Below are 19221 nucleotides of genomic sequence, written 5' to 3'. Positions count from 1 at the left end.
CAGCGTCACCCCGTCACCGGCACGCCGCAGCGCCCGCCGTATCGCGCTCGTGTCGGGGACAAATGTTTCAACGTCAGGCATGGGCTATCTCCAATAGTGATGAGTTCGTGTATTTTCGCGAGTGCCGTCGCCGCCGGACCCGGGGTGTCCGTCCCTGCCCCGGCGGGGCAGAAGCAGGGTTCACGGCAGTGCCGGCGCCGCCGGCCGGGGTGGTCACGATCGTCAAAGGTCTCCAAAGGCTGCGGGGGCCAGGACATCGACTCCGGCGGCTGCCGAGGTGCCGGGCCCCAGTCCGTCCACGCGGGGTAGGACTTCCTCGCCGAGCCGCCGGATCAGCTCGTCCGCATCCTCGCTGACGGCCGGTACCAGGACTCCTGTCACGCCAAGCCGCGCGAGCCGGGTGTAGGCCGCGGCGACGTGTTCCCCGTTCCCGACGACGGCCAGGCGTTCGACGAGATAGTCCCGCAGACCGAGGGACTCGAGCAGGTCCACATTGGGGTTGGCGGGACCGGTGCCGTGGTGGTCAAAGGAATACCCGTCGCAGTAGGTCCGGGCCGGCTCGATCAGGTCGTCGGGCAACCGCCCGGCCTTCAGATCGGCCCGAAGGGCATGGTTCGCGGCGACGGACAGCACGATCCTGACGCGCTCGTAGCCCTCCTCCAGGGATCCGGCGATGGATGTCCTGGCGACGATCCAGATGTCCACCGAACCCGGTGTCCGTCCCGCCGCCGCCTCACCGTCCCGCACCCTCCCGACAGCGGAGGCCACGTTATCGGGATCGATGCCGCCGCCCATCAGCACCCCGTCCGCGAGCTCGCCTGCAAGCCGGAGGGAAAGCGGTCCGTTGGCGGCGAGCACCAGCGGGACCGGACCCCGGCTCCACTGTGGACCCACCGGCTGACCGGCCCACTGGGTCCCCCGTCCGTGCAGGAGATCGCGGATGGCGGTGACACCCTCCCGCAGTTCGCCGATCCGTGAAGGGCGCGCGCCCCGCTGATGTGCCGCGCTGTCCCCGGCGCCGAATCCCAGGAACGCCCGGCCGCCGGACAGGTCGTCGAGGGATGAGATGGCCGAGGCCGTCGCCGCCGGATGCCGCGTGACGGCATTGGTCACCACCGGGCCAAGCCTGACCCTGGAGGTAACCGTCGCGGCCGCGGCCAGGCTGACGTAGGGATCACGGAATTGGGGGGTGTCGCCGACGCCGATCCCGTACAGTCCGGCACGTTCAACGGCACGGGCCCGCTGCAGGAAGCCGTCGAACCCGTCGCTGGCCAAGTTGGTCACGATTTTCATAGTTGTCCTAATCAGAGGGAATTACGGCCCGGACTGCGCGGATGGGCTGAGACCAGGCCTTGTTCCGGCGGCCGCTGGTTTACGGATGCAGATGTTCGGTGAACCAGCCCGCCGCCGCCTGGCTGGACCGCTCGAAGTGGGCGGCATAGGGAGAATAGTGGCCGCCGGGGACCTGCATGAGCCGCTTGGGTTCCCCGGCCGCCTCGAAGGCGTCCTGCTGCAGGTCCACCGGGGTCAGGACATCGTCCTCGGCCACGATCATCAGCAGCGGTGTGGGGGCGATCCGCGGCACGAAGGACCCGGGTTCATAGGCCCGCGCCATTTCCAGGGACCGCAGGGTCACCTCGTTGACCCACCCCGGGCAGCGGGACGACTCCCCGAACATATAGCCGTAGGAATCCTCCCCGGGGTAGGCCACCGCGGCGTGCGGATCAGGGTCGACGAGCTGGATCGTCCGTGGAGCCGCGCCTTCGAAGCGCGTCTCCCTGTCCGCTTCGAAGGCCGCGCGCAGCGCTGCCGCACGATCCCCGGAGAAGCGCCGGCGGGCGTTCTCGAAGCCGTTGATGGTGGGGACCTGGCTGACCACGCACCTGACGCGTTTGTCCACGGCGGCTACAACCAGCGCGTGGCCTCCGCTGTAGCTGGTCCCCCAGAGGCCGATCCGTTCCCGGTCGACGTCCGGACGGCTCCGCGCATAGGAGATCGCCGTCCGAAAGTCCTCCACCTGGCGCCACGGATCAAGCTCCTGACGGGGCAGCCCGTCGCTTTTGCCCAGATTGCGGAAGTCGAAGGTCAGCGCATTGAATCCGCGGCCCGCGAAGACCCTGGCATAGTCATCCAGATTGCCGCCCGCAACCATCGCCCAACCGTGGGCCATGACAATGGTGGGCAACGCGCCCGGCGTGCCCGCAGGTGCGTAGAGCGTTCCTCTGAGCGTTTCGCCGGGGCGTCCGAAGCTGACCGGTTCTGCCCGGATGCCGGTGTCCGGCATGTCCGTCCCGGTCGGCGGTGTCGTCGCTGGCATGTCCTCGCCCCTATTCGGGCAGGCCGCTGATGCGCACGCCCGATCGGGTTTTGTACGCCTTGTTTATGCTGATCAGGACGGCCGTCAGCGGCTCCAGCTGGCGGGCCAGCCGCAGGGCGCCGGCGTCGACGCCGTCGCGGCCCGTGACAGCCTTCGCCAGCTCGATGGCCACCGCTTTCGCCCCTGAGTCATCGCCGCAGACCAGGACGTCCTCATGGTCAAGCAGGTCCGCCGACGCCCACAGGTTCGGCGCGGACAGGTGGTGGAACGCGCCCACGACGGTGGCTGCGGGCGCCAGGCGTGCTGCCTCTTCGGCGGCACTTTCGGCGACGTCGAGACCATAAGGTCCCCGCTTGTCGAATCCCAGGGGGTTGACGCAGCTGATGAGGACCTTGCCGGCCAGATTGCCGGCCAGGGACGCGACGAGTTCCGCGTGCCCCTCGTAGGGGACTGCCAGCAGCACGACGTCGGCGCCCTGCAACGCCGTGCCATTGTCCGCGGCGCCAACCACACCGTTGCCGGCCAGTTTGGCGTTCACGGCCTCGGCCGCAACCTCTGCCCGCTCGGCTGACCGGGAGCCGAGGGTCACGGTGTGGCCGGCCCCGGCGAAGCGGTAGGCCAGGGCCTTGCCCTGCGGGCCGGACCCGCCCACGACTGCGATCTTATAGGTGGTCATGCTGCTCCTAGGAAGTGGTGCGGATAAGGGTTACTTTTAGATGCGGAGAATTCAACGATGAAAAGCAGAGTACTACGAATTCAAGAGTTAGGACAGTCTTTTCCTTGGCGTGGGATGGATCCGCCTTGGAGCAAGGGGGCGCTCGAAGAAACGAGGAGGCAGCGGCTATGCAGGAACGCAACCGGTGGATTGAATTGGCGCGGGTGCCGGGCGACCGGCTGGACGCGGGCGACTTCGCCGTGCGCACCGGACGTGTCCCTGCGGGACTCAGTGCCGGGCAGGTCCGCGTGCGCGCCGAGACATTTGGTCTGAACGCTGGCCTCAAATCCCGGTTGGGCACGGGCCGTTCGACGCCCCACCTGACTTTGCTCGGCCACGTGGGTATGACCGCTTATGCGGGGCTGGGCGGTGTCGTACGGCTGCGCGAAGGGGAGACAGTATGGGTTTCGGCCGCGGCAGGCGGCGTCGGAACGTGTGCCGTACAGTTTGCCCCGGCTTTGGGTGCCCGCGTCGTTGCGAGCGCCTCCGGGCCCGGGCGGACCGGTTTCCTGCGTGACGAACTGGGAGTCGACTTGGTGATGGGCCGCAACTGCGACCTGGTGGGGCAGTTGCAGCGGATGGCTCCCTCAGGGCTGGATGTGTACTTCGATTCGGTCGGCGGTGACCACCTCGCCGCCGCCGTGGACCATAAGCGGGACCGCGGCCGGATTGTGCTCGTCGGCAACGCCGCCGGTCGACACCATGGGCCCGCCCTTGAGGAGACGTCAATTTTGATCCGTCGGGCGATCAGCATGTCCGGGCTGTGGGTGAATGACCATTACGATGAGCGGACGTCCCTGGAGTCCCTGGTGTCCCGGGCGGCCCTGGTGAAGCCCCTGAAAGCCGTTGCCACCGTACGCGGGCCTGGCCAGTTTGCCGGGATCCTTCGTCGGCCTTCTGGCCGGGGAGTGCCTCGGTCGCGGTGTTGTCGATGTGAGTCAGTAAGGAATCTACGTGATTAATGAAGTTGCGCCGGCGGCCACTGCAGCCTTGCCGGCGGCGAGCAGGACCGGCCGCGCGGTGGCGCTGCTTGGCGAACACTGGACCCTGCTGATCCTGCAGCGGATTTTCCTCGGGGAGCATAAATATCAGCAGCTCCGCTCGTCCCTGAGTGCGTCGGACTCTGTGCTGTCCGATCGGCTCAAGACCCTCACCGAGGCGGGCCTGCTGGTCAAGACCCCCTATAAGGACGGCCGTATCCGGTATGAGTACCGGCTCTCAAGTTCCGGCAAGGCCACCTGGCGGATTTTTGTTGCAGCGTGGGCGTGGGAGCGCCAATGGCTCGAGCCGCGTCCCGGGCCAAGGCCCGAGATGGTGCATACCAGGTGCGGTCACTCGGCCGCCCCGGTCCTGGTCTGCGGCAAATGCCGGCTGCCGGTCACCACGCGTGAAACATCGGTGCGGCGCACCAGGACGGAGTATAACTATGGCGGGTCGATGCCCCGGCGTCACCGCCAAGGCCGCACCGCGGCGCTGAGCCACGATTTCGGGTTTGATCCGGAGACGATGGAACTGCTGGGCAACCGGTGGAATCTGGCTCTGGTCTCGGCCGCTGTCATCGGTATCCGCCGGTTCACCGATTTTGAGCGGTTCCTGGGGATTCCGCCGACGGTCCTTTCCGCACATCTTTCCAGTTTCGTCGAGCTGGGCATCCTGCGGCCCCAGGAACTGGCTGGGGGAGGGGGCCGCACGGACTACCGCTTCACCGACAAGGGCCGGGGCTTCTCCACAGTGCTGATGCAGATCGTCCGGTGGGCTGACGAGAATATTCGTTCCGGGGAAGAATCCAGCCTTGAGATCACGCATGACCTGTGCGGCCGCAAACTGCTCCCCGAGTTTTCCTGCGGGCACTGCGGGGAACTGCTGCGGCACCGCGAAGTGCGCTTCGACCTTCTAAATCCGTAACTGATTCCAGAAGCTTTGAGGGTCCCCCGGCCAAGGTATGCCCGGAATAACCGGGGCTATTGACATATCTGACTTCGATAATCATAGTGAATACAAGAAGGCTTTGCGACGGGGGCTGAACATTTTTGGTGGTCCGCGGCACCTTGGACGCCGCCTATGCGCGCCAGGTACACAATCATTTGAGGAGAAAACCCATGGGAAAAATCAATGCGACGCTGGGTCTGTGGCAGGACCGGCCGGCGGAGGAGGCTTTCGAGACGGCGGCAGCGGCTGACAGGCTCGGGTTCGAGGAATTGTGGATCGGCGAGATGGCGACGTTTGATGCCTTTTCCCTGGCCACCGCCATCGGCCTGCAGAACAGGCGCATCACCCCGGCACTGGGTCCCTTCGCAGTGTCGGTGCGGACCCCGGTCAATATCGCGGTGGGCGCCGCTACGGTGTCCGCGGCTATCGGGCGCCCCATCAATATCGCGCTGGGCACCTCCAGCAATGTGGTCGTTTCCGAATGGCACGGCCAGCCGCGGGAGCGTCCGGCCCAGCGGCTGGAAGAGAGCACCCAGGTCGTCTCGCGGTTGCTTAAGGGCGAGAAGGTGGATTTCACGGGCGAAACACTGAGCACCCAGGGCTACCACCTGCGCCTTCCGGCGCCCGGCTCCTCCGTGGCCGTGGCCGCCTTCGGGCAGCGTGCCATCCAGATCGCGGCTTCGCACGGGGATCGGGTTCTGCTTAACATGGTCACCGTCGAGTCTGCACGCAAGCTATGCGCCCAGGTCGCCGACGCCGCGGCGGCCGCCGGCCGGCCGAAGCCGCCGGTAGCCCTCTGGCTCGCCACCTCTGTTGATCCGACGGGGGAAGACACGAAGCAGATGATCAGGAGCAAAACCGGGTATCTGGCCGCGCCCGGTTACAGCGACATGTTTATCGAGGCCGGCTTCGGTGATCTGGTGGCGCTGGCCAAGACGCGTCCGCACCCCAAGGAACTGCGGGCGGCCATGCCTGACGAAGAACTGGCGGCGGTCACCTGCCTGACCGGCAGTGTCGGCGATGTCGAAGCGCGCATCAACGATTACTTCGCCGCCGGCGTGGATGAGATCTGCATCGTTCCGACGACGGCGGGCGACCCCGGCGGTGTCCGCACCCTGACCGCGGTGTCCAAACTGCTCTAGCCCGCCCCGGCGGTCCTGCTTACCCTGCGGTCCCAACTCAATGAGGAGAATTTTATGTCGAATGACCAACAGCTGCTAAAAGGCATCCGGGTGCTCGAAATGGGGCAGTACATCTCCGCCCCCAGCGCTGCCCGCGCCCTCGCGGACCTTGGAGCCACCGTGATCAAGGTCGAAAACCCCCTCACCGGCGGGGACCCGACCCGCTGGATGCGCGGCGGCGACGCTGACTGGAGTCCCCAGTACGCATCCTGGAACCGCGGGAAGCGAAGCGTTGCCCTGGACGTCAAAAGCGATGCGGGGCGGCGGGCCCTCCACACTCTCGTCGGAACCTGCGACGTGTTGTTGGACAATGTCCGTCCCGGCGTGCTGGCGCGGCTTGGACTCGATGAGCAGGCCCTGGCGGAGATCAACCCGTCGCTGATCCACTGCACCATCACCGGCTACGGACCCACCGGCCCCATGGCCGACCAGCCGGGGTACGATTCGGTGATCTCCTCGCGGTCCGGCCTCTACAGCGAGATGATCGCCACGGGGGCCACGCCCGCAGGGCCGCTCTTCTCGGACCTGCTGACGGGGATGAGGGCAGTCCAACTGATCAGCGCTTCGCTGGTCCAACGGGAGCGAACCGGCCAAGGCTGCCGGATTGACGTTCCGATGCTCGGCGCCGTCACCGATTTCATGGGCGAGGCAGTTGCCCTGGTCGGCGCCGGTGCGGCGTCCAACAACCCGTTCGCGCGGCAGGCCAGGGTCGGGATGCTGGCCTGCGTGGGCCGTGACGGCGGTTCATTCGTGGTAAATATCGGGGAACGCCCGGAGGCATTCGAACTGCTCAAGACGATTTTCGAGGCAAACGGGTCTCTGGATGACAGCCGCTTTGCCACCTTTAATGACCGGGTGGACAACCACGTCGAGTTCAATCAGGCGGTCAACCGGCTGGCCGCCAGCCGTGACCGTGACGAGTGGGTCAGGCTGTGCGTGGAGCACAAGCTTCCGGTGGCACCGATGCTCACGCTCTCCGAGGCACTCGAAGACCCCCAGGCGCAACACCTGGGCCTCATGGAGGAAACCAGCATCGACACGGAGCGCACTCTCCGGCTCGCCTCGCCCGGCTTCCTTATCAACGGCCAGCCAGCCTCCGGCAGCGGACTCCCGCCCAATTTGGGCGCCGACACACGCGCAGAACTGGCGGACGCCGGGGTTTCCAGCGAAGACCTCGAGGCCATTGAAGATGCACTGGCAGGCTCGGGCCTCGAAAACCGCGTCACTGCCCGCCGTGCCGCATCGGTAGTCACCGCCTAGCTGTGACGCCGGTACCCCGGCGCCGGAAGCGTTCTGTCCGGTGCTGGGGGCCTGCCTGCCCGGTCAAAGCCTCCGGCGCGGTCCCGTGCCGGCATCCTCGATGCCCGTGGTAGCGTTTGTTGCCGCCCGTGTACTGCGGGCCCGCAGCATGGAGGCCGGATGCCCGCAGATGCAGAGCCAGGCGCTCTGGACTCTCTTGAGCGTGCCCTGGTGCTGCTGGGGGACCGGTGGAACCTGATGATCATCCGCGGGGCGTTGCAGGGCGCCTTCCGCTACCAGGACTGGAAGTCGACGCTCCCGCTCTCCGATCCTGTGCTCACAACACGCCTGCGTGATCTGGTGGCGGACGGGATGCTCTGCACGCGGGTCTATTCGCGTTCCCCCGTCCGGAAGGGCTATTACCTCACATCGGCCGGCAAGGATCTGTGGCGCCTTTTCGTGGCATTGCACGGGTGGGATATGCGCTGGGGGACAACCTCGGGCCGCGCGCCCGTTCCGCGCCTGATCCACCTCAGCTGCGGCCAGGAGGCCGCACCGCAGCTTTGCTGTGCCTCCTGCGGTGCGGCGGGGGTCGGTCCACGGGATACAACGGCCCATCGGACCGCCGGGCGCGGGCTCGGAATGGCGAACCCGCCGCGCCGATATCGTCGCAGCGCCCAAGTCGGCGACTTTCGCATACCGGACTCCATCGAGGTGATCGGCGACCGCTGGAGTACCGCCGTCCTCTCCGCAAGCCTGCTGGGGACGCGCCGCTTCGGCGATTTCCAGCGCCTGCTGACTCCGGTCCCACCCGGCACCCTGACGGAACGGCTGGGCATGTTCGCAGCACAGGGGGTCCTGGCAAAACAGCCCATCACCGTCGGCGGCAAACGTGAGGAATACCGGCTCACGGCGAAAGGACTCGATTTTTTCCCGGTCTTTGCTGTCCTTGTCGACTGGGCAACGCAGTGGATCACCGCCGGCCCGGTGCCCCTCGTGATCCGGCACCAGGCGTGTGGCGAACGATTCATCCCCTCGTTTGCCTGTACTGCCTGCGGTGTCGTGCTGGTGGGCTCCGCCATCAGCATGCAGGCCCGGTACCAAGCCGGGCTCAAACCGGTCGAGCACCGGCACGAAGCTTAGACGAAGCGGAACTCGGTACCGCAAATGGTCCGCGAATCACCGCGGCGGGCAGGGTCCAGGGCAGCGAGGTTCAGGGCCGTCAGTCCCTCCCAGCCGCCGTCGGCAGGGACGAAGTGCAGTGTCTTGTCGCCAAAATGCACGCTTGTCCCATCGGCATCCAGCTTGGCCCGGTAGACCTCGGCGATCCTGGCGGCCGTCTGCGCCGGGTGTCCGACGGCAATATCCGCACCCAGGACGTCCTCGACCACGGTGCTGGGCGTGTAATTCTCCGGCCGCCCGGTCCACCAGCCGTCCGGCAGGTGGTATTCATACGTCTCGAAGCGGGTGCCAAAAACCTCAGGATCGAACTGGAGGACCTTCTGCCCCTGGAATTCCTTGTCTTTGACCAGCGTGAAGTTCCGGGCCAGGGCACGTTCCCGGAGGGCGACAGCGTCGTCCGTCTCGAGGACGATCATCTGCGCGCAATCCCCTCCGCGGTCCTCCAGCACGCCGTGGAGGCGATGACCGGCCCAGATCGGCTGACCCAGCTCGACGAACGAGGTGCCGAGCATCACGATCTCGTTGACGAACCCGTATTCGAGGGTATAACTGTGCGTCTGCCCTTGGCCCACGCCGAGCCACTCGTGGAGTTCACCGCTGGTCCTGGCGATGTTTTCGGTGGTAAGGACGAAGTGGCGGATGGCGGTGTCAAGGCCCTGCGGCATTTTTAACCTTTCAATTGGCCGGAGCGGCGCAGCATGGCGCCTCGAAGTGTCACTTAGTGTAGTGAAGTGTTATCCAGATTACACACCCCCCACGAAGGAGCAAGAGCATGGGCGAAATCATTGTTGTTGGCGTTGATGGCAGCGAGACCGCATTGGAGGCGGCCAGGACGGCGGCCCGTCTCGCGGCGGGGATGGGCGCAAGCCTCCGTGTCGTTACCGCCTATGACGGCGACACCGGCGGGGTCGTGGCGATCGGCAGCGACCGCTGGATGTTCTCCGACGCAGCGCAGGCAGAAATAATGACCGCGGACATCGCGCGGCTGCTGGGCACCACCACCTCGGAGATCAGCTGCGCCGCCGTGCCCGGCAAGCCACAGGACGTGCTGATCGGTGAAGCCGAGCGCCTGAACGCGAAGCTGATCGTCGTCGGCAACCGGCGGATGCAAGGGCTCGGCAGGGTGCTGGGCAGTGTGGCCAACACCGTCGCCCACAACGCCCCCTGCGACGTCTACATCGTGAAAACCACCTAGCCCACCGGTCCCGACGCGCTCCCGGGACCCAGTGCAGCTGGACTTCTAAATTCGTAATGGAACCATAATCAGGTGTCATCGGCAGACGTGGTGTCCAACGCAAGAGGCGGGCCCATTGTTGCTTCGTCTCTTGAATTCAGGCGATGGAACTTGAACGTTTCCCCGGGTCTGCCCCGGCCCGGCACATCATGCCAGAAGACGCCCCGAAGCGCTGCGCGCCGAGATGGAGCTGGACCGTCCGGCGGGGGAACAGTACGTGGACTGTCAAGGCCGGCGCGGGGCCGGGAGACTTCTACAGACGCCTTCGGCCATGATATGACTCCCCGCCCCTGCAATCTCTGGGTAAAGTCCCAGGCTGAACCGGCTCGCGGTCCGGACCGGCGTCGCCGGAGACCGCTTCGCGCAGCCGCTGGTCGAGGTCGGAGTCACGCACCGGTGTGGGTCCGGCCCCGGCGCCCTGACACATGACCGGCGACGCACCCACCAGTTGCGGAAACCACAGTAGGGTGCTGTCTGTATGGTTGGAATCGAGAGGTAGTACGCATGCGGCTTTTCAGTGATGAAGCGGTCCAGGGATTCATTGCCGATGGCTGGTGGAGCGGGGACACCTGGGGAGATTTGTTCCGGCGCAACGTGGGACGCTTCCCGGACCGCGAGTGCCTGGTGGATGCTCCGAACAAGGCGTTGTATCTGGGGCGGGAGCCTCGCCGCCTGACCTGGGGCGCTCTGGATGCCGCCGTGGACCGATGCGCCGAGGTCTTTTTCCTGCACGGGATCCGTGAAGGCGATGTCGTAGGTATCCAGATCCCCAACTCGGTGGAATTGGCCATCACCTATCTGGCACTCAACCGCCTCGGGGCGGTCTTGTCTCCGTACCCCGTTGCGTACCGCCGGCATGAGATCGGCCAGCTCGCCCGGATCGCCGGGGCGAGGACCATCGTCACCACGGCCGGGTTTTCCAGCCGGGACCTGCGCGAAGATGTGTCCGCTGTGCTGGAGGCCCTGGACGCCCCGGGCGGCCCGGGAGATCTGTTCATCTGGGAGGACGGCGTGGCCGGCGCCGGCACCGCCCTGGACCTCGACGACGTTCTCCGGGGGCCGCGGGGGAACAATGAATATGAAGCCTATGTGCGCAGCCTGCGGCCGCACCCGAATGACTGCGCCATTATCCTGTTCACTTCCGGAACTACCGGTACGCCCAAGGGCGTTCCCCGTGCGCATGGCGACTCGCTGGTCAGCGCTTCGGCCACGGTCGCGTCACCGGGTTTGACGTTCCGCGACGTGGTGTTGTGTCCCATGCCGATGGTCAATGGCGGCTCGATTACCGGGATGTTCCTGCCCTGGCTACTGACCGGCTACCGGCTGGTGATGCATCAGCCCTTTGACGTGGAAGTCTATGCCGCGCAGATCGAAGCGGAATCCGTGACCTATTCCGTGGCGCCTCCCACGATCCTCAACGACATGGTGGCCGATGACGGAATCTTCGCCCGGTACGACCTGTCCTCCCTGCGCATCCTGGGCTCAGGGTCCGCGCCACTTAGCGGGTGGATGATCAAGCGGTGGGAATCGGATCACGGCGTTGAGATCATCAACTTCTTTGGAGCCACCGAGGGGGTGCAGCTGTTCGCCGACGCGGATTCTGTGCCGGACCCGGCCCTGCGCGGCCGGTGCCTGCCCATGCCCGGCTCGCCACTGTTCCGTTGGCGGACCGAAGTCGGCCGCCGCGGCAGTTCCCGGCTGGTGGACCTCGAGACCGGCCAGGACATCACCGAGCCCGGCGTGGCAGGGGAGCTGCGCGTCAAGGGTCCCAATATTTTTTCCGGCTACCTCCACCGGGCAGACGATACCTTTGACGAGCAGGGGTACTTCCGCACGGGTGACATCTTCGAACGCTCTGCCGCGGTGGAGGACATGCTCATCCTCGTGGACCGTGCGAAGGACCTGATTATCCGCGGCGGGATGAACATCTCCGCCCCGGAGATCGAGTCCTTGCTGGTGGCACATCCCAAGGTTGCGCAAGTGGCCGCCGTCGGCCGGGCCGACATCCGGCTCGGCGAACGGACGTGCGTATTCGTGGTGCCTACGGACCGGAATGCTCCACCCACCCTGCGGGATCTGCTTGACTACCTCAATGACGGGGGGGTGGCCACGTTCAAGCTGCCCGAGTCGATGGAGCTCATTGATCATCTGCCGCGAAACCCGGCCGGGAAGGTTCTCAAGGCCGAGTTACGCGCCATGATCAACGGCAATGACGGCAGGGCCGTCCCGGCCGTGCGCCGGTACCCGGCACTGGCGGCACGAAACGGCGCATGAGTCAGACGTAAAAACGGAACCCGGTGCCGGCTGATCACCTTCGCGTTTCCGCGCCGGGCCGGATCGAAGGTTGGAGGTCCAGGGCCACCAGGCCGCGCGCGGGAGCCACAGCGGCGCCTTGTACAGCTGCACGGTGCCCGTCCGGCGATGCGAGCCCTTCCGCCTTGACCTGGCCGCCTCCCGCCCAGACGCCCGCCGCCCAACAGTAAGCTGGCTTCGTTAAAAACAGCATGAAAAGTTCTCTTGGTAAACACCGCAGGCCATTGACCGAGATCTGCATCACGGATAGTCTAAACCTTCATTGGTTCAACCACTTCAGCCAAGTGCTTGAAGTGGATACCACTTTGGCCTCTCGGTGGCCACGTCCACAGGGGTCCATCGCCCATCCCGACCCATGAGGCCGGTCCTCAAAAGCCGCTAGATTTCGGCAAAAATACGGTAAAGACAACGCGGGTTGACAAAGCTGACTTCGTAACTGATAGTCATTTACGTCAGGATTGTGAACCCCATCACGAAGGCGTGAGAATTGATAGTTGTAAAGCGTTTAGTGAGTTCGCTGGCCCTGCTGGTCATGGTTTCCGCCATCACTTTCTTCATGATCCTGCTGGTTCCTGGCGATCCGGCGATGACCGCCGCCGGCCCGGAAGCGACCGAGCAGCAAATCGAGGAAACCCGCCAGCGGCTGGGCCTGCACGACAACGTGGTTGTCCAGTTTGGTCGCTGGATCCTCAGGGCTATCTCGGGCGACTTGGGTTCCTCGCTGCAGGGCGGGACATCGGTCTCCCAACTGATCTCGGAGAGATTCCCTGTCACCCTCGGACTGGCGCTAACCGCGTTGTCGCTTGCAGTCATCGTGGCCGTGCCAGCGGCGATTATCGCGGCTGCCAACCGCGGGAAGACGGTTGATCGGCTCATCACGCTGGTGGCCTCGGCGGGGGTCGCCATTCCCACTTTCTGGTTGGGACTCATGCTGGTAGTCGGGTTTTCGCTGTACACCAGGGTGCTTCCTTCCTCCGGCTACAGCCCATTCTGGGAAGACCCGGCCGAGTGGCTCCGGTACATCATCATGCCTGCCGTCACCCTGGCGGCAGCTCCTGCCGCCGAAATCGCCAGGCAGCTCCGCGGATCGATGATCGGGGTGCTCGAACAGGACTACGTCCGCACGGCAACAGCCAAGGGACTCCTGCCTCGGGTGGTGCTTCTGAAACACGCCCTGAAGAATGCCGGTGTCCCGGCGATGACAGTGATTGGACTCCAGGCTACCTTCCTGCTGGGCGGCTCCCTCATCGTGGAACAGATCTTCGGTATCCCAGGACTGGGGGCCCTTTCGATCAATGCAGTGCTGCAGCGGGACATCCCGGTTATCCAGGGAGCCGTACTGGTTGCAGGAATCGCGGTCCTAATCGTCAACCTGCTCGTCGATTTGTCCTACCGGACTTTTAACCCGAAGGTGCGTTGAAATCATGGCCCATAACAGTGAAGCCACCCTTGAGCCCTCCACAGATGTGTGGGTGGTTGCCACCAGGCGGGCGTTGGAGCAGGGAGACATCCCTCAAGCCTCAGGCTCGACGGCTCGCACCAAACCCTGGACACGTTTCAGGTCCCGCTTCCTCAAACAGAAGGCCGGTGTCGTGGCGGCGGCTTTCCTGCTGCTGGTTGTAATTGTCGCGGCGATTGGACCCTTGGTTGCTCCGCTTGATCCGAACGAGCAAAACCTGGGGGCGATCCTGAAGTACCCGAGTGCTGAGCACTTGCTTGGCACAGATGATCTCGGGCGGGACGTGTTCTCCCGGCTGCTCTTCGGGACCCGGGTGTCCCTACTGGCAGCGGTCCAGGCAACAGCCATCGGTGTCGCGCTGGGTTTGCCGCTTGGGCTGATCGCCGGATATCTCGGTGGCAGGACCGACCGCGTCATCATGTTCGTAAATGACGCCGTCATGAGCATGCCGGGTTTGCTTCTGGCCATCGCCATCGTCGGCATGCTCGGGCCCGGTCTGACAAATGCCATGGTCGCAATCGGAATCATATTCGCGCCGCACATCCTGCGGATAGTCCGCGGCAGTGTGCTGGAAGTCAAAGAAGAAACGTATATAGAGGCTTCCCGCAGCATCGGAACCCCTCTTTCGCGGATCATCTTCCAGCACGTGCTGCCGAACGTCCGGTCCCCGCTGATCGTCGGCGTGTCGCTGATGGCTGGACGGGCAATGCTGAACGAGGCCAGCCTGAGCTTCCTAGGAATGGGTGCCCAGTACCCGGAGGCAAGCTGGGGAGCGATGCTGGGAAGGGCATTCCCCTATGTCGATCGCGCGCCGTTCCTGATTGTGTTCCCGGGCATAACGATCGCCGTCGTGGTCCTTGCCTTCAATGTTGCAGGAGACGCCCTGCGCGACTCCCTTGGGAGAGAAACGAGGACCAACTCATGACTGAAGCGAAGAAGGGAAACAGCATTTTGCTCGCACCGGCCGTTGACATTTTGCTCGCACCGGCCGTTGAATCGGACAAGGCGCCCGAGCCTGTCGTTTCGGTACGCGACCTTTCGGTCGAATTTGCCACCGAGCGTGGCTGGCAGCGGGTCATCAACAATGTCTCACTGGACGTGTCTCCCGGAAAGATCCTCGGCGTTGTTGGGGAATCCGGGTCCGGCAAGAGCGTGACAAGCCTGGCGATGATGCGGCTGCTCCCGAAACAGGGCAGCCGCATCGCGGGCGGTTCGATCCACATTGACGGATCCGATATGCAGGCCCTGAACGAGCGGGAGCTTTCGGCCATGCGGGGCAACCGGATGGCCATGATCTTCCAGGAGCCGATGACCAGCCTGAACCCGGCGTTCACCATCGGTGACCAGATCGCGGAGACTGTCCGTAAGCACAAGGGAGTGCCGAAGAAGGAGGCATGGAAACGGGCGGTCCAGTCCTTGGACGATGTCGGTATCCCCAACGCTGCCGGCCGGGCCCGGCGCTATCCGCACGAATTCTCCGGCGGCATGCGTCAGCGTGCCATGATCGCCATGGCGATCTCCTGTCAGCCGCGGGTACTGATCGCCGACGAGCCGACAACGGCGCTGGACGTTACGATCCAGGCGCAGATCCTTAAGCTGCTGAGAAGCATGTGTGAGGACCACGGCCTCGCCATGATGTTCATTACGCACAATATGGGCGTCGTCGCCGACATTTGCGATGACGTGGCCGTGATGTATGCCGGTGAAATCATCGAACAGGCAAATATCTACGATACGTTCGCTGCCCCGAAACACCCCTATACCGAAGGTTTGCTGCGCGCTGTGCCCCGCTTGGAAGGCAGAAGCGAGCTCGCATCGATTCCCGGCAAGACTCCTGCCCCGTGGGACATGCCGCCGGGGTGCCGGTTCCAGCCGCGTTGCCCCTATGCGATTGACGCCTGCAATACCGGGCAGTTGCCTCTGCGCCAGATCGGCGACCGGACGTCACGATGCCTGCGGGCAGAGGACCTTGACCTGAAAGCGAGCATATGAGCCAGCAACCCGTCCTCGAAGTGACTGGACTTGAGGTCAACTTCGCCGGCAAGAAGAAGGCTTTCGGCAGGGCGGCGCCCATCCGCGCGGTGAAGGGCGTCAGCTTCTCTATTCAGCCCGGTGAAACCCTGGGCCTCGTAGGTGAGTCAGGATCCGGAAAATCCACCGTTGCCCGGGCTGTCATGCAGCTGATCGAGCCGGCAGCCGGCGAGGTCTTGCTCAAGGGGCGGGAGATCACTGCGCTCCGCGGCAAAGAACTGCGGGTAACCCGGCGCGACATTCAGATGGTGTTCCAGGACCCGTATTCGTCTCTCGATCCTTCGATGCTCATCGCCGATTCGGTGGGTGAGGCGCTGGAAGTGCACGACGGACTTCGCGGCCACGAACGGGATGCCCGGGTGGCAGAGCTGCTCGAACTGGTGGGGCTTAGCTCGCATCACCTGGAGCGATATCCCTATGAGTTTTCCGGCGGGCAGCGGCAGCGCATCGCGATCGCCCGGGCGCTGGCCTTGAACCCCGCCGTCGTCGTGTGCGACGAGGCCGTGAGCGCCCTCGACGTCTCCACCCAGAATCAGATCATCGGTCTGCTTGAAGGGCTCCGCGAGAAACTGAACGTCGCCTACCTTTTCATCTCGCACGATCTAGCGGTGGTTCGCCATATTTCCGACCGTGTTGCCGTCATGTATTTCGGTCACCTTGTCGAAGTCGGGGAGGTGTCGCAGATATTCGAGCGTCCTGCCCATCCCTATACCCGCGCGTTGCTCTCCGCGATTCCCATCGCGGATCCTCTCCGTCAGCGGTCGCGGAAGACCGCAATGCTGACCGGTGAAATTCCGGACATCGTCAACCCGCCATCAGGCTGTCCCTTTGCGAGCCGCTGCGAGTTCGCGTCGGGCATGTGCCGAGAGCAGATGCCCGAGTTCCGCGAGCACAACGGGTCGTCGGTGGCGTGCCATCACCCACTCCAAACTTAACCGCACCTCAAGACCTATTCCTCACTATGCAACAAGGAGAAAAATGTCGACAAATATCCGCGCCCCGCGGCGCCTGGCTGCTGCGACTTTCGTGGCACTGGCGCTGGCGCTGAGCTCCTGTTCCCCGCCGCCTGCCAGCCAAGCCGCAGCGGCTCCTGCTAGCAACGTGGCCACGGACCCCACCGCGGTTCTGCGCTACATCTACCCCAACGCTCCGGGAACGATGGATCCGCACGTGGTCAACACCGCCTTTGCCAACGTTCCCCTTTTCCTGGTCTTCGACCGGCTGGTCCACGTCGACACAGCGGGAAAAGCCATTCCGGGCTTGGCGGAATCCTGGGAATATTCGTCTGACGGCCTGAAGCTGACCCTTCACCTCCGCAAGAACGTGAAGTTCCAGGACGGTGATCCGTTCAATGCGGCCGCCGTGAAGGCCAACATCGAGCACGGTCAGACGGTTCCGGCCTCGTTCGTCAAGGGAGATCTGTCCAGCATTGCCAGCGTCACGGTCGTCGACGCCAACACGGTCGAACTGAACCTGTCCGCCCCCGACGTTGGGCTGGTACTCAAACTATCCGACCGGGCCGGTGCAATGATCAGCCCCAAGAGCATGGCCAGCGCGAATCTCAACGTGCACCCGGTGGGTGCCGGCATGTACGAGATGAACGGCGACTACCAGGTCGGCGTGAAATTCGCCGTGAAGAAGTTCGATGGCTACTGGGATCCCAGCGCCCAGAAGCTCGCGGGAGTACAGATGTCGTTCATGGCGGATACCACCGCTATCCTGAACTCGATTAAGAGCGGCGGTGCTGATGCCGGCGTTGTCCGGGAACCTGAAATTGATGGCGCCAAGGCAGCAGGCTTGCAGGTTGTAGAGGGCTACGACCTCGGATTCGGCAATATCCTGATGAATCCGGAGCTTGTTCCGGCACTGAAGGACGAGCGGGTCCGAATGGCCGTCAACCTGGCCATCGACCGTAAGGAGATCGTCGACGGCGTACTGTTCGGCTACGGCAAGGTCACCAACCAGCCGTTCCCTGAGGGTTACTTCGCGCACAGCGGCAGCGCGGCAAACTACGCCTATGATCCCGAGAAGGCAAAGACCCTGCTGGCCGAAGCCGGGTTCAAGGACGGTTTTGCCATGACCATCGACAACGTCCCGGGGCCGGGAACCCGCATTAACGAAGCCATGGCTGCCCAGCTGGCAAAGGTAGGCATCCGTGTAACCGTCCGCCAGACCGAGGCTGCGGCTGCTTCCGCACAGTATGGGGCCAAAAAGGCCGACGCACTGTCCGTACGCTGGACCGGACGCCCGGACCCGACATCCACGTTGTCCCTCATCTTTATGCCCGGGGGATCCAACAACCCCAGCAACATGGCTTCTGAAAATGCTATTGCGCTGTTCAACAAGCAAAAGGCCGAAGCCGATCCCGCGAAGCGTGAGGCCCTACTGCAGGAACTCTCCAAAGAACTCGTGGACCATCCGCCGGCCAGCAACATCGTCCTGTTCCAGTCCGTGACGGCCACCGCCGGTACCAAGAAGGTGGTCGGCCTGGAGGGGTACGTCACCGGCAAACTGGAGTTCCGCGGTGTGGGTATGACCAAGTAGGGCACCCCCAGGCAGTACATGACAGAGTGTCGCAAGGGCCGGATCCGCGTAAGCCATCCGGCCCTTGTGCGCTGATTCGGGAAACTGAAGGAGCAATATGAGTTACGAAACGATCAACTACACAGTGGATGACCGGATCCTGACGATCGAGCTGAACCGGCCGGAGAAAATGAACGCAGTGACCCCGCAGATGCGTGAGGAACTCATCAGTGCGTTCACGCAGGCGGATCAGGACCCGGAGGTGCGGGTCATCGTGGTCACGGGCAGCGGGAAGGCGTACTGTGCCGGGGCCGATGTCTCGGGCGGTGCGAAGACCTTCGATCCGAAGGGCCGGGGGTGGGCGGACACCATGGAGGATTTCCGCGACGGCGGTGGCCAGATCACCCTGCGCATCTTCGAGTCAACCAAACCGGTGATCGGTGCGATCAACGGCGTGGCCGCAGGCTTGGGCGCGACGATGCTGTTGCCGATGGACATACTGCTGGCGTCGGAAACGGCGCGGATCGGCTTCGTCTTCGCCAAGCGGGGGCTTGTGCCGGAGGCCTGCGCCACCTGGTTCCTGCCGAAAAAGGTAGGACTCAGCCGGGCCGCCGAGTGGTGCTACACGGGCCGGTTGATTCCGGCGCAGGAGGCGCTGGAGTCCGGGCTGGTGCGCAGCGTGCACGCCCCGGAGGACCTTCTGCCGGCCGCCTATGAGCTGGCACGGGAGATCGCGGACAACACGGCACCGGTGGCAGTGGGGATGATCCGCCAGATGTTGTGGCGGTTTGCCGGCTCGGATCATCCGATGGACGCCCACCGGGTGGACTCCAAGATCAATTTCACCCTCGGACGCTCCGGGGACGTGGAGGAGGGGATCTCGGCATTCCTGGAGAAGCGTACGCCCGTGTTCCCAGGAAAGCTGCCCGAGGATGCCCCCGCGGGGTACCCGTGGTGGCAGGAGCCCGCGTTCAAGGAGTAGGCGGGCACCCGGTACCGGGCACCGGGCACGGCGGGCGGCACCTTAGGCAGGAGCCGCCGAGCAGCGCATGAGCTGCCATGCGGTTTGAAGTTGGAAGGGTTTTGATGACGGAGGAA

17 protein-coding genes are annotated in these 19221 nt (G+C 64.5%); 13 read left to right on the top strand and 4 right to left on the bottom strand.

Annotated features, from left to right (window positions below; translation table 11 throughout):
* Window positions 1-222: 222 nt before the first annotated feature.
* The 3 genes from J2X01_RS17090 to npdG all read right to left on the bottom strand — a co-directional run bounded on the left by J2X01_RS17090 (window position 223) and on the right by npdG (window position 2993).
* The gene (locus J2X01_RS17090; RefSeq protein ID WP_310060122.1) at window positions 223-1284 is read right to left on the bottom strand and encodes an LLM class flavin-dependent oxidoreductase; all 1062 of its coding nucleotides are present in this window, start codon (window positions 1282-1284) and stop codon (window positions 223-225) included.
* 88 nt (window positions 1285-1372) lie between these two features.
* A complete protein-coding gene (locus J2X01_RS17085; RefSeq protein WP_310060120.1) occupies window positions 1373-2317 on the bottom strand; it encodes an alpha/beta hydrolase in 945 nt (314 codons plus the stop codon).
* 10 nt (window positions 2318-2327) lie between these two features.
* Window positions 2328-2993, bottom strand: a complete 666-nt coding sequence (gene npdG / locus J2X01_RS17080; RefSeq protein WP_310060117.1) for an NADPH-dependent F420 reductase — start codon at window positions 2991-2993, stop codon at window positions 2328-2330.
* A 167-nt stretch (window positions 2994-3160) separates the two neighbouring features.
* Here npdG and J2X01_RS17075 point away from each other — a divergent pair, with 167 nt between their 5' ends.
* From J2X01_RS17075 to J2X01_RS17055, 5 genes are all read left to right on the top strand, one after another.
* Window positions 3161-3994 carry a zinc-binding dehydrogenase gene (locus J2X01_RS17075; RefSeq protein ID WP_310060114.1) on the top strand — a complete coding sequence of 278 codons (834 nt, stop codon included), beginning with the start codon at window positions 3161-3163 and terminating at the stop codon, window positions 3992-3994.
* Window positions 3987-4937, top strand: a complete 951-nt coding sequence (locus J2X01_RS17070; RefSeq protein ID WP_310060110.1) for a winged helix-turn-helix transcriptional regulator — start codon at window positions 3987-3989, stop codon at window positions 4935-4937. Before J2X01_RS17075 ends, J2X01_RS17070 begins: the two co-directional genes overlap by 8 nt.
* Window positions 4938-5131: 194 nt before the next feature.
* Window positions 5132-6103 (top strand): LLM class F420-dependent oxidoreductase, encoded by a 972-nt coding sequence (locus tag J2X01_RS17065; protein WP_310060106.1) that lies wholly within the window; start codon window positions 5132-5134, stop codon window positions 6101-6103.
* 54 nt (window positions 6104-6157) lie between these two features.
* Window positions 6158-7402, top strand: coding sequence for a CaiB/BaiF CoA transferase family protein (locus tag J2X01_RS17060; RefSeq protein WP_310060103.1), 1245 nt, complete (start codon window positions 6158-6160; stop codon window positions 7400-7402).
* A 159-nt stretch (window positions 7403-7561) separates the two neighbouring features.
* The gene (locus J2X01_RS17055) at window positions 7562-8524 is read left to right on the top strand and encodes a winged helix-turn-helix transcriptional regulator (RefSeq protein ID WP_310060099.1); all 963 of its coding nucleotides are present in this window, start codon (window positions 7562-7564) and stop codon (window positions 8522-8524) included.
* Here J2X01_RS17055 and J2X01_RS17050 read toward each other — a convergent pair.
* Window positions 8521-9228 (bottom strand): hypothetical protein, encoded by a 708-nt coding sequence (locus tag J2X01_RS17050; protein WP_310060096.1) that lies wholly within the window; start codon window positions 9226-9228, stop codon window positions 8521-8523. The two genes, J2X01_RS17055 and J2X01_RS17050, sit on opposite strands and share 4 nt — an antisense overlap.
* Before the next feature lie 107 nt (window positions 9229-9335).
* On the opposite strand from J2X01_RS17050, the gene J2X01_RS17045 reads away from it, so the two are divergent.
* From J2X01_RS17045 to J2X01_RS17010, 8 genes are all read left to right on the top strand, one after another.
* Window positions 9336-9758 (top strand): universal stress protein, encoded by a 423-nt coding sequence (locus tag J2X01_RS17045; protein WP_310060093.1) that lies wholly within the window; start codon window positions 9336-9338, stop codon window positions 9756-9758.
* Window positions 9759-10301: 543 nt separating this feature from the next.
* Window positions 10302-12071: a class I adenylate-forming enzyme family protein gene (locus J2X01_RS17040; RefSeq protein WP_310060091.1), complete on the top strand. Its 1770-nt coding sequence runs from the start codon at window positions 10302-10304 to the stop codon at window positions 12069-12071.
* Between the two features lie 526 nt (window positions 12072-12597).
* On the top strand, window positions 12598-13530 hold the full coding sequence (locus J2X01_RS17035; RefSeq protein WP_310060088.1) for an ABC transporter permease: 933 nt from the start codon (window positions 12598-12600) through the stop codon (window positions 13528-13530).
* A 52-nt stretch (window positions 13531-13582) separates the two neighbouring features.
* On the top strand, window positions 13583-14494 hold the full coding sequence (locus tag J2X01_RS17030; RefSeq protein ID WP_310060085.1) for an ABC transporter permease: 912 nt from the start codon (window positions 13583-13585) through the stop codon (window positions 14492-14494).
* Window positions 14491-15561, top strand: coding sequence for an ABC transporter ATP-binding protein (locus tag J2X01_RS17025; RefSeq protein ID WP_310060082.1), 1071 nt, complete (start codon window positions 14491-14493; stop codon window positions 15559-15561). Before J2X01_RS17030 ends, J2X01_RS17025 begins: the two co-directional genes overlap by 4 nt.
* Complete coding sequence (locus J2X01_RS17020; RefSeq protein WP_310060080.1) at window positions 15558-16535, top strand: ABC transporter ATP-binding protein; 978 nt, start codon at window positions 15558-15560, stop codon at window positions 16533-16535. Before J2X01_RS17025 ends, J2X01_RS17020 begins: the two co-directional genes overlap by 4 nt.
* A 43-nt stretch (window positions 16536-16578) precedes the next feature.
* Window positions 16579-18144 carry an ABC transporter substrate-binding protein gene (locus J2X01_RS17015; protein ID WP_310060077.1) on the top strand — a complete coding sequence of 522 codons (1566 nt, stop codon included), beginning with the start codon at window positions 16579-16581 and terminating at the stop codon, window positions 18142-18144.
* A 97-nt stretch (window positions 18145-18241) separates the two neighbouring features.
* Window positions 18242-19105 carry a crotonase/enoyl-CoA hydratase family protein gene (locus J2X01_RS17010; protein ID WP_310060074.1) on the top strand — a complete coding sequence of 288 codons (864 nt, stop codon included), beginning with the start codon at window positions 18242-18244 and terminating at the stop codon, window positions 19103-19105.
* Window positions 19106-19221 lie beyond the last annotated feature (116 nt).

The organism is Arthrobacter ginsengisoli (genome assembly GCF_031456935.1).
Taxonomy (GTDB): domain Bacteria; phylum Actinomycetota; class Actinomycetes; order Actinomycetales; family Micrococcaceae; genus Arthrobacter; species Arthrobacter ginsengisoli.
Note: the sequence above shows the minus strand (reverse complement) of the source record. Positions and strands in the feature narration are given on the sequence as shown.

Coding starts and splice junctions, on each gene's coding strand:
- J2X01_RS17045 (WP_310060093.1), top strand. CDS start 9,336: ATGGGCGAAATCATTGTTGTTGGCGTTGATGGCAGCGAGACCGCATTG.
- J2X01_RS17055 (WP_310060099.1), top strand. CDS start 7,562: ATGCCCGCAGATGCAGAGCCAGGCGCTCTGGACTCTCTTGAGCGTGCC.
- J2X01_RS17020 (WP_310060080.1), top strand. CDS start 15,558: ATGAGCCAGCAACCCGTCCTCGAAGTGACTGGACTTGAGGTCAACTTC.
- J2X01_RS17025 (WP_310060082.1), top strand. CDS start 14,491: ATGACTGAAGCGAAGAAGGGAAACAGCATTTTGCTCGCACCGGCCGTT.
- J2X01_RS17075 (WP_310060114.1), top strand. CDS start 3,161: ATGCAGGAACGCAACCGGTGGATTGAATTGGCGCGGGTGCCGGGCGAC.
- J2X01_RS17065 (WP_310060106.1), top strand. CDS start 5,132: ATGGGAAAAATCAATGCGACGCTGGGTCTGTGGCAGGACCGGCCGGCG.
- J2X01_RS17060 (WP_310060103.1), top strand. CDS start 6,158: ATGTCGAATGACCAACAGCTGCTAAAAGGCATCCGGGTGCTCGAAATG.
- J2X01_RS17010 (WP_310060074.1), top strand. CDS start 18,242: ATGAGTTACGAAACGATCAACTACACAGTGGATGACCGGATCCTGACG.
- J2X01_RS17015 (WP_310060077.1), top strand. CDS start 16,579: ATGTCGACAAATATCCGCGCCCCGCGGCGCCTGGCTGCTGCGACTTTC.
- npdG (WP_310060117.1), bottom strand. CDS start 2,993: ATGACCACCTATAAGATCGCAGTCGTGGGCGGGTCCGGCCCGCAGGGC.
- J2X01_RS17050 (WP_310060096.1), bottom strand. CDS start 9,228: ATGCCGCAGGGCCTTGACACCGCCATCCGCCACTTCGTCCTTACCACC.
- J2X01_RS17085 (WP_310060120.1), bottom strand. CDS start 2,317: ATGCCAGCGACGACACCGCCGACCGGGACGGACATGCCGGACACCGGC.
- J2X01_RS17040 (WP_310060091.1), top strand. CDS start 10,302: ATGCGGCTTTTCAGTGATGAAGCGGTCCAGGGATTCATTGCCGATGGC.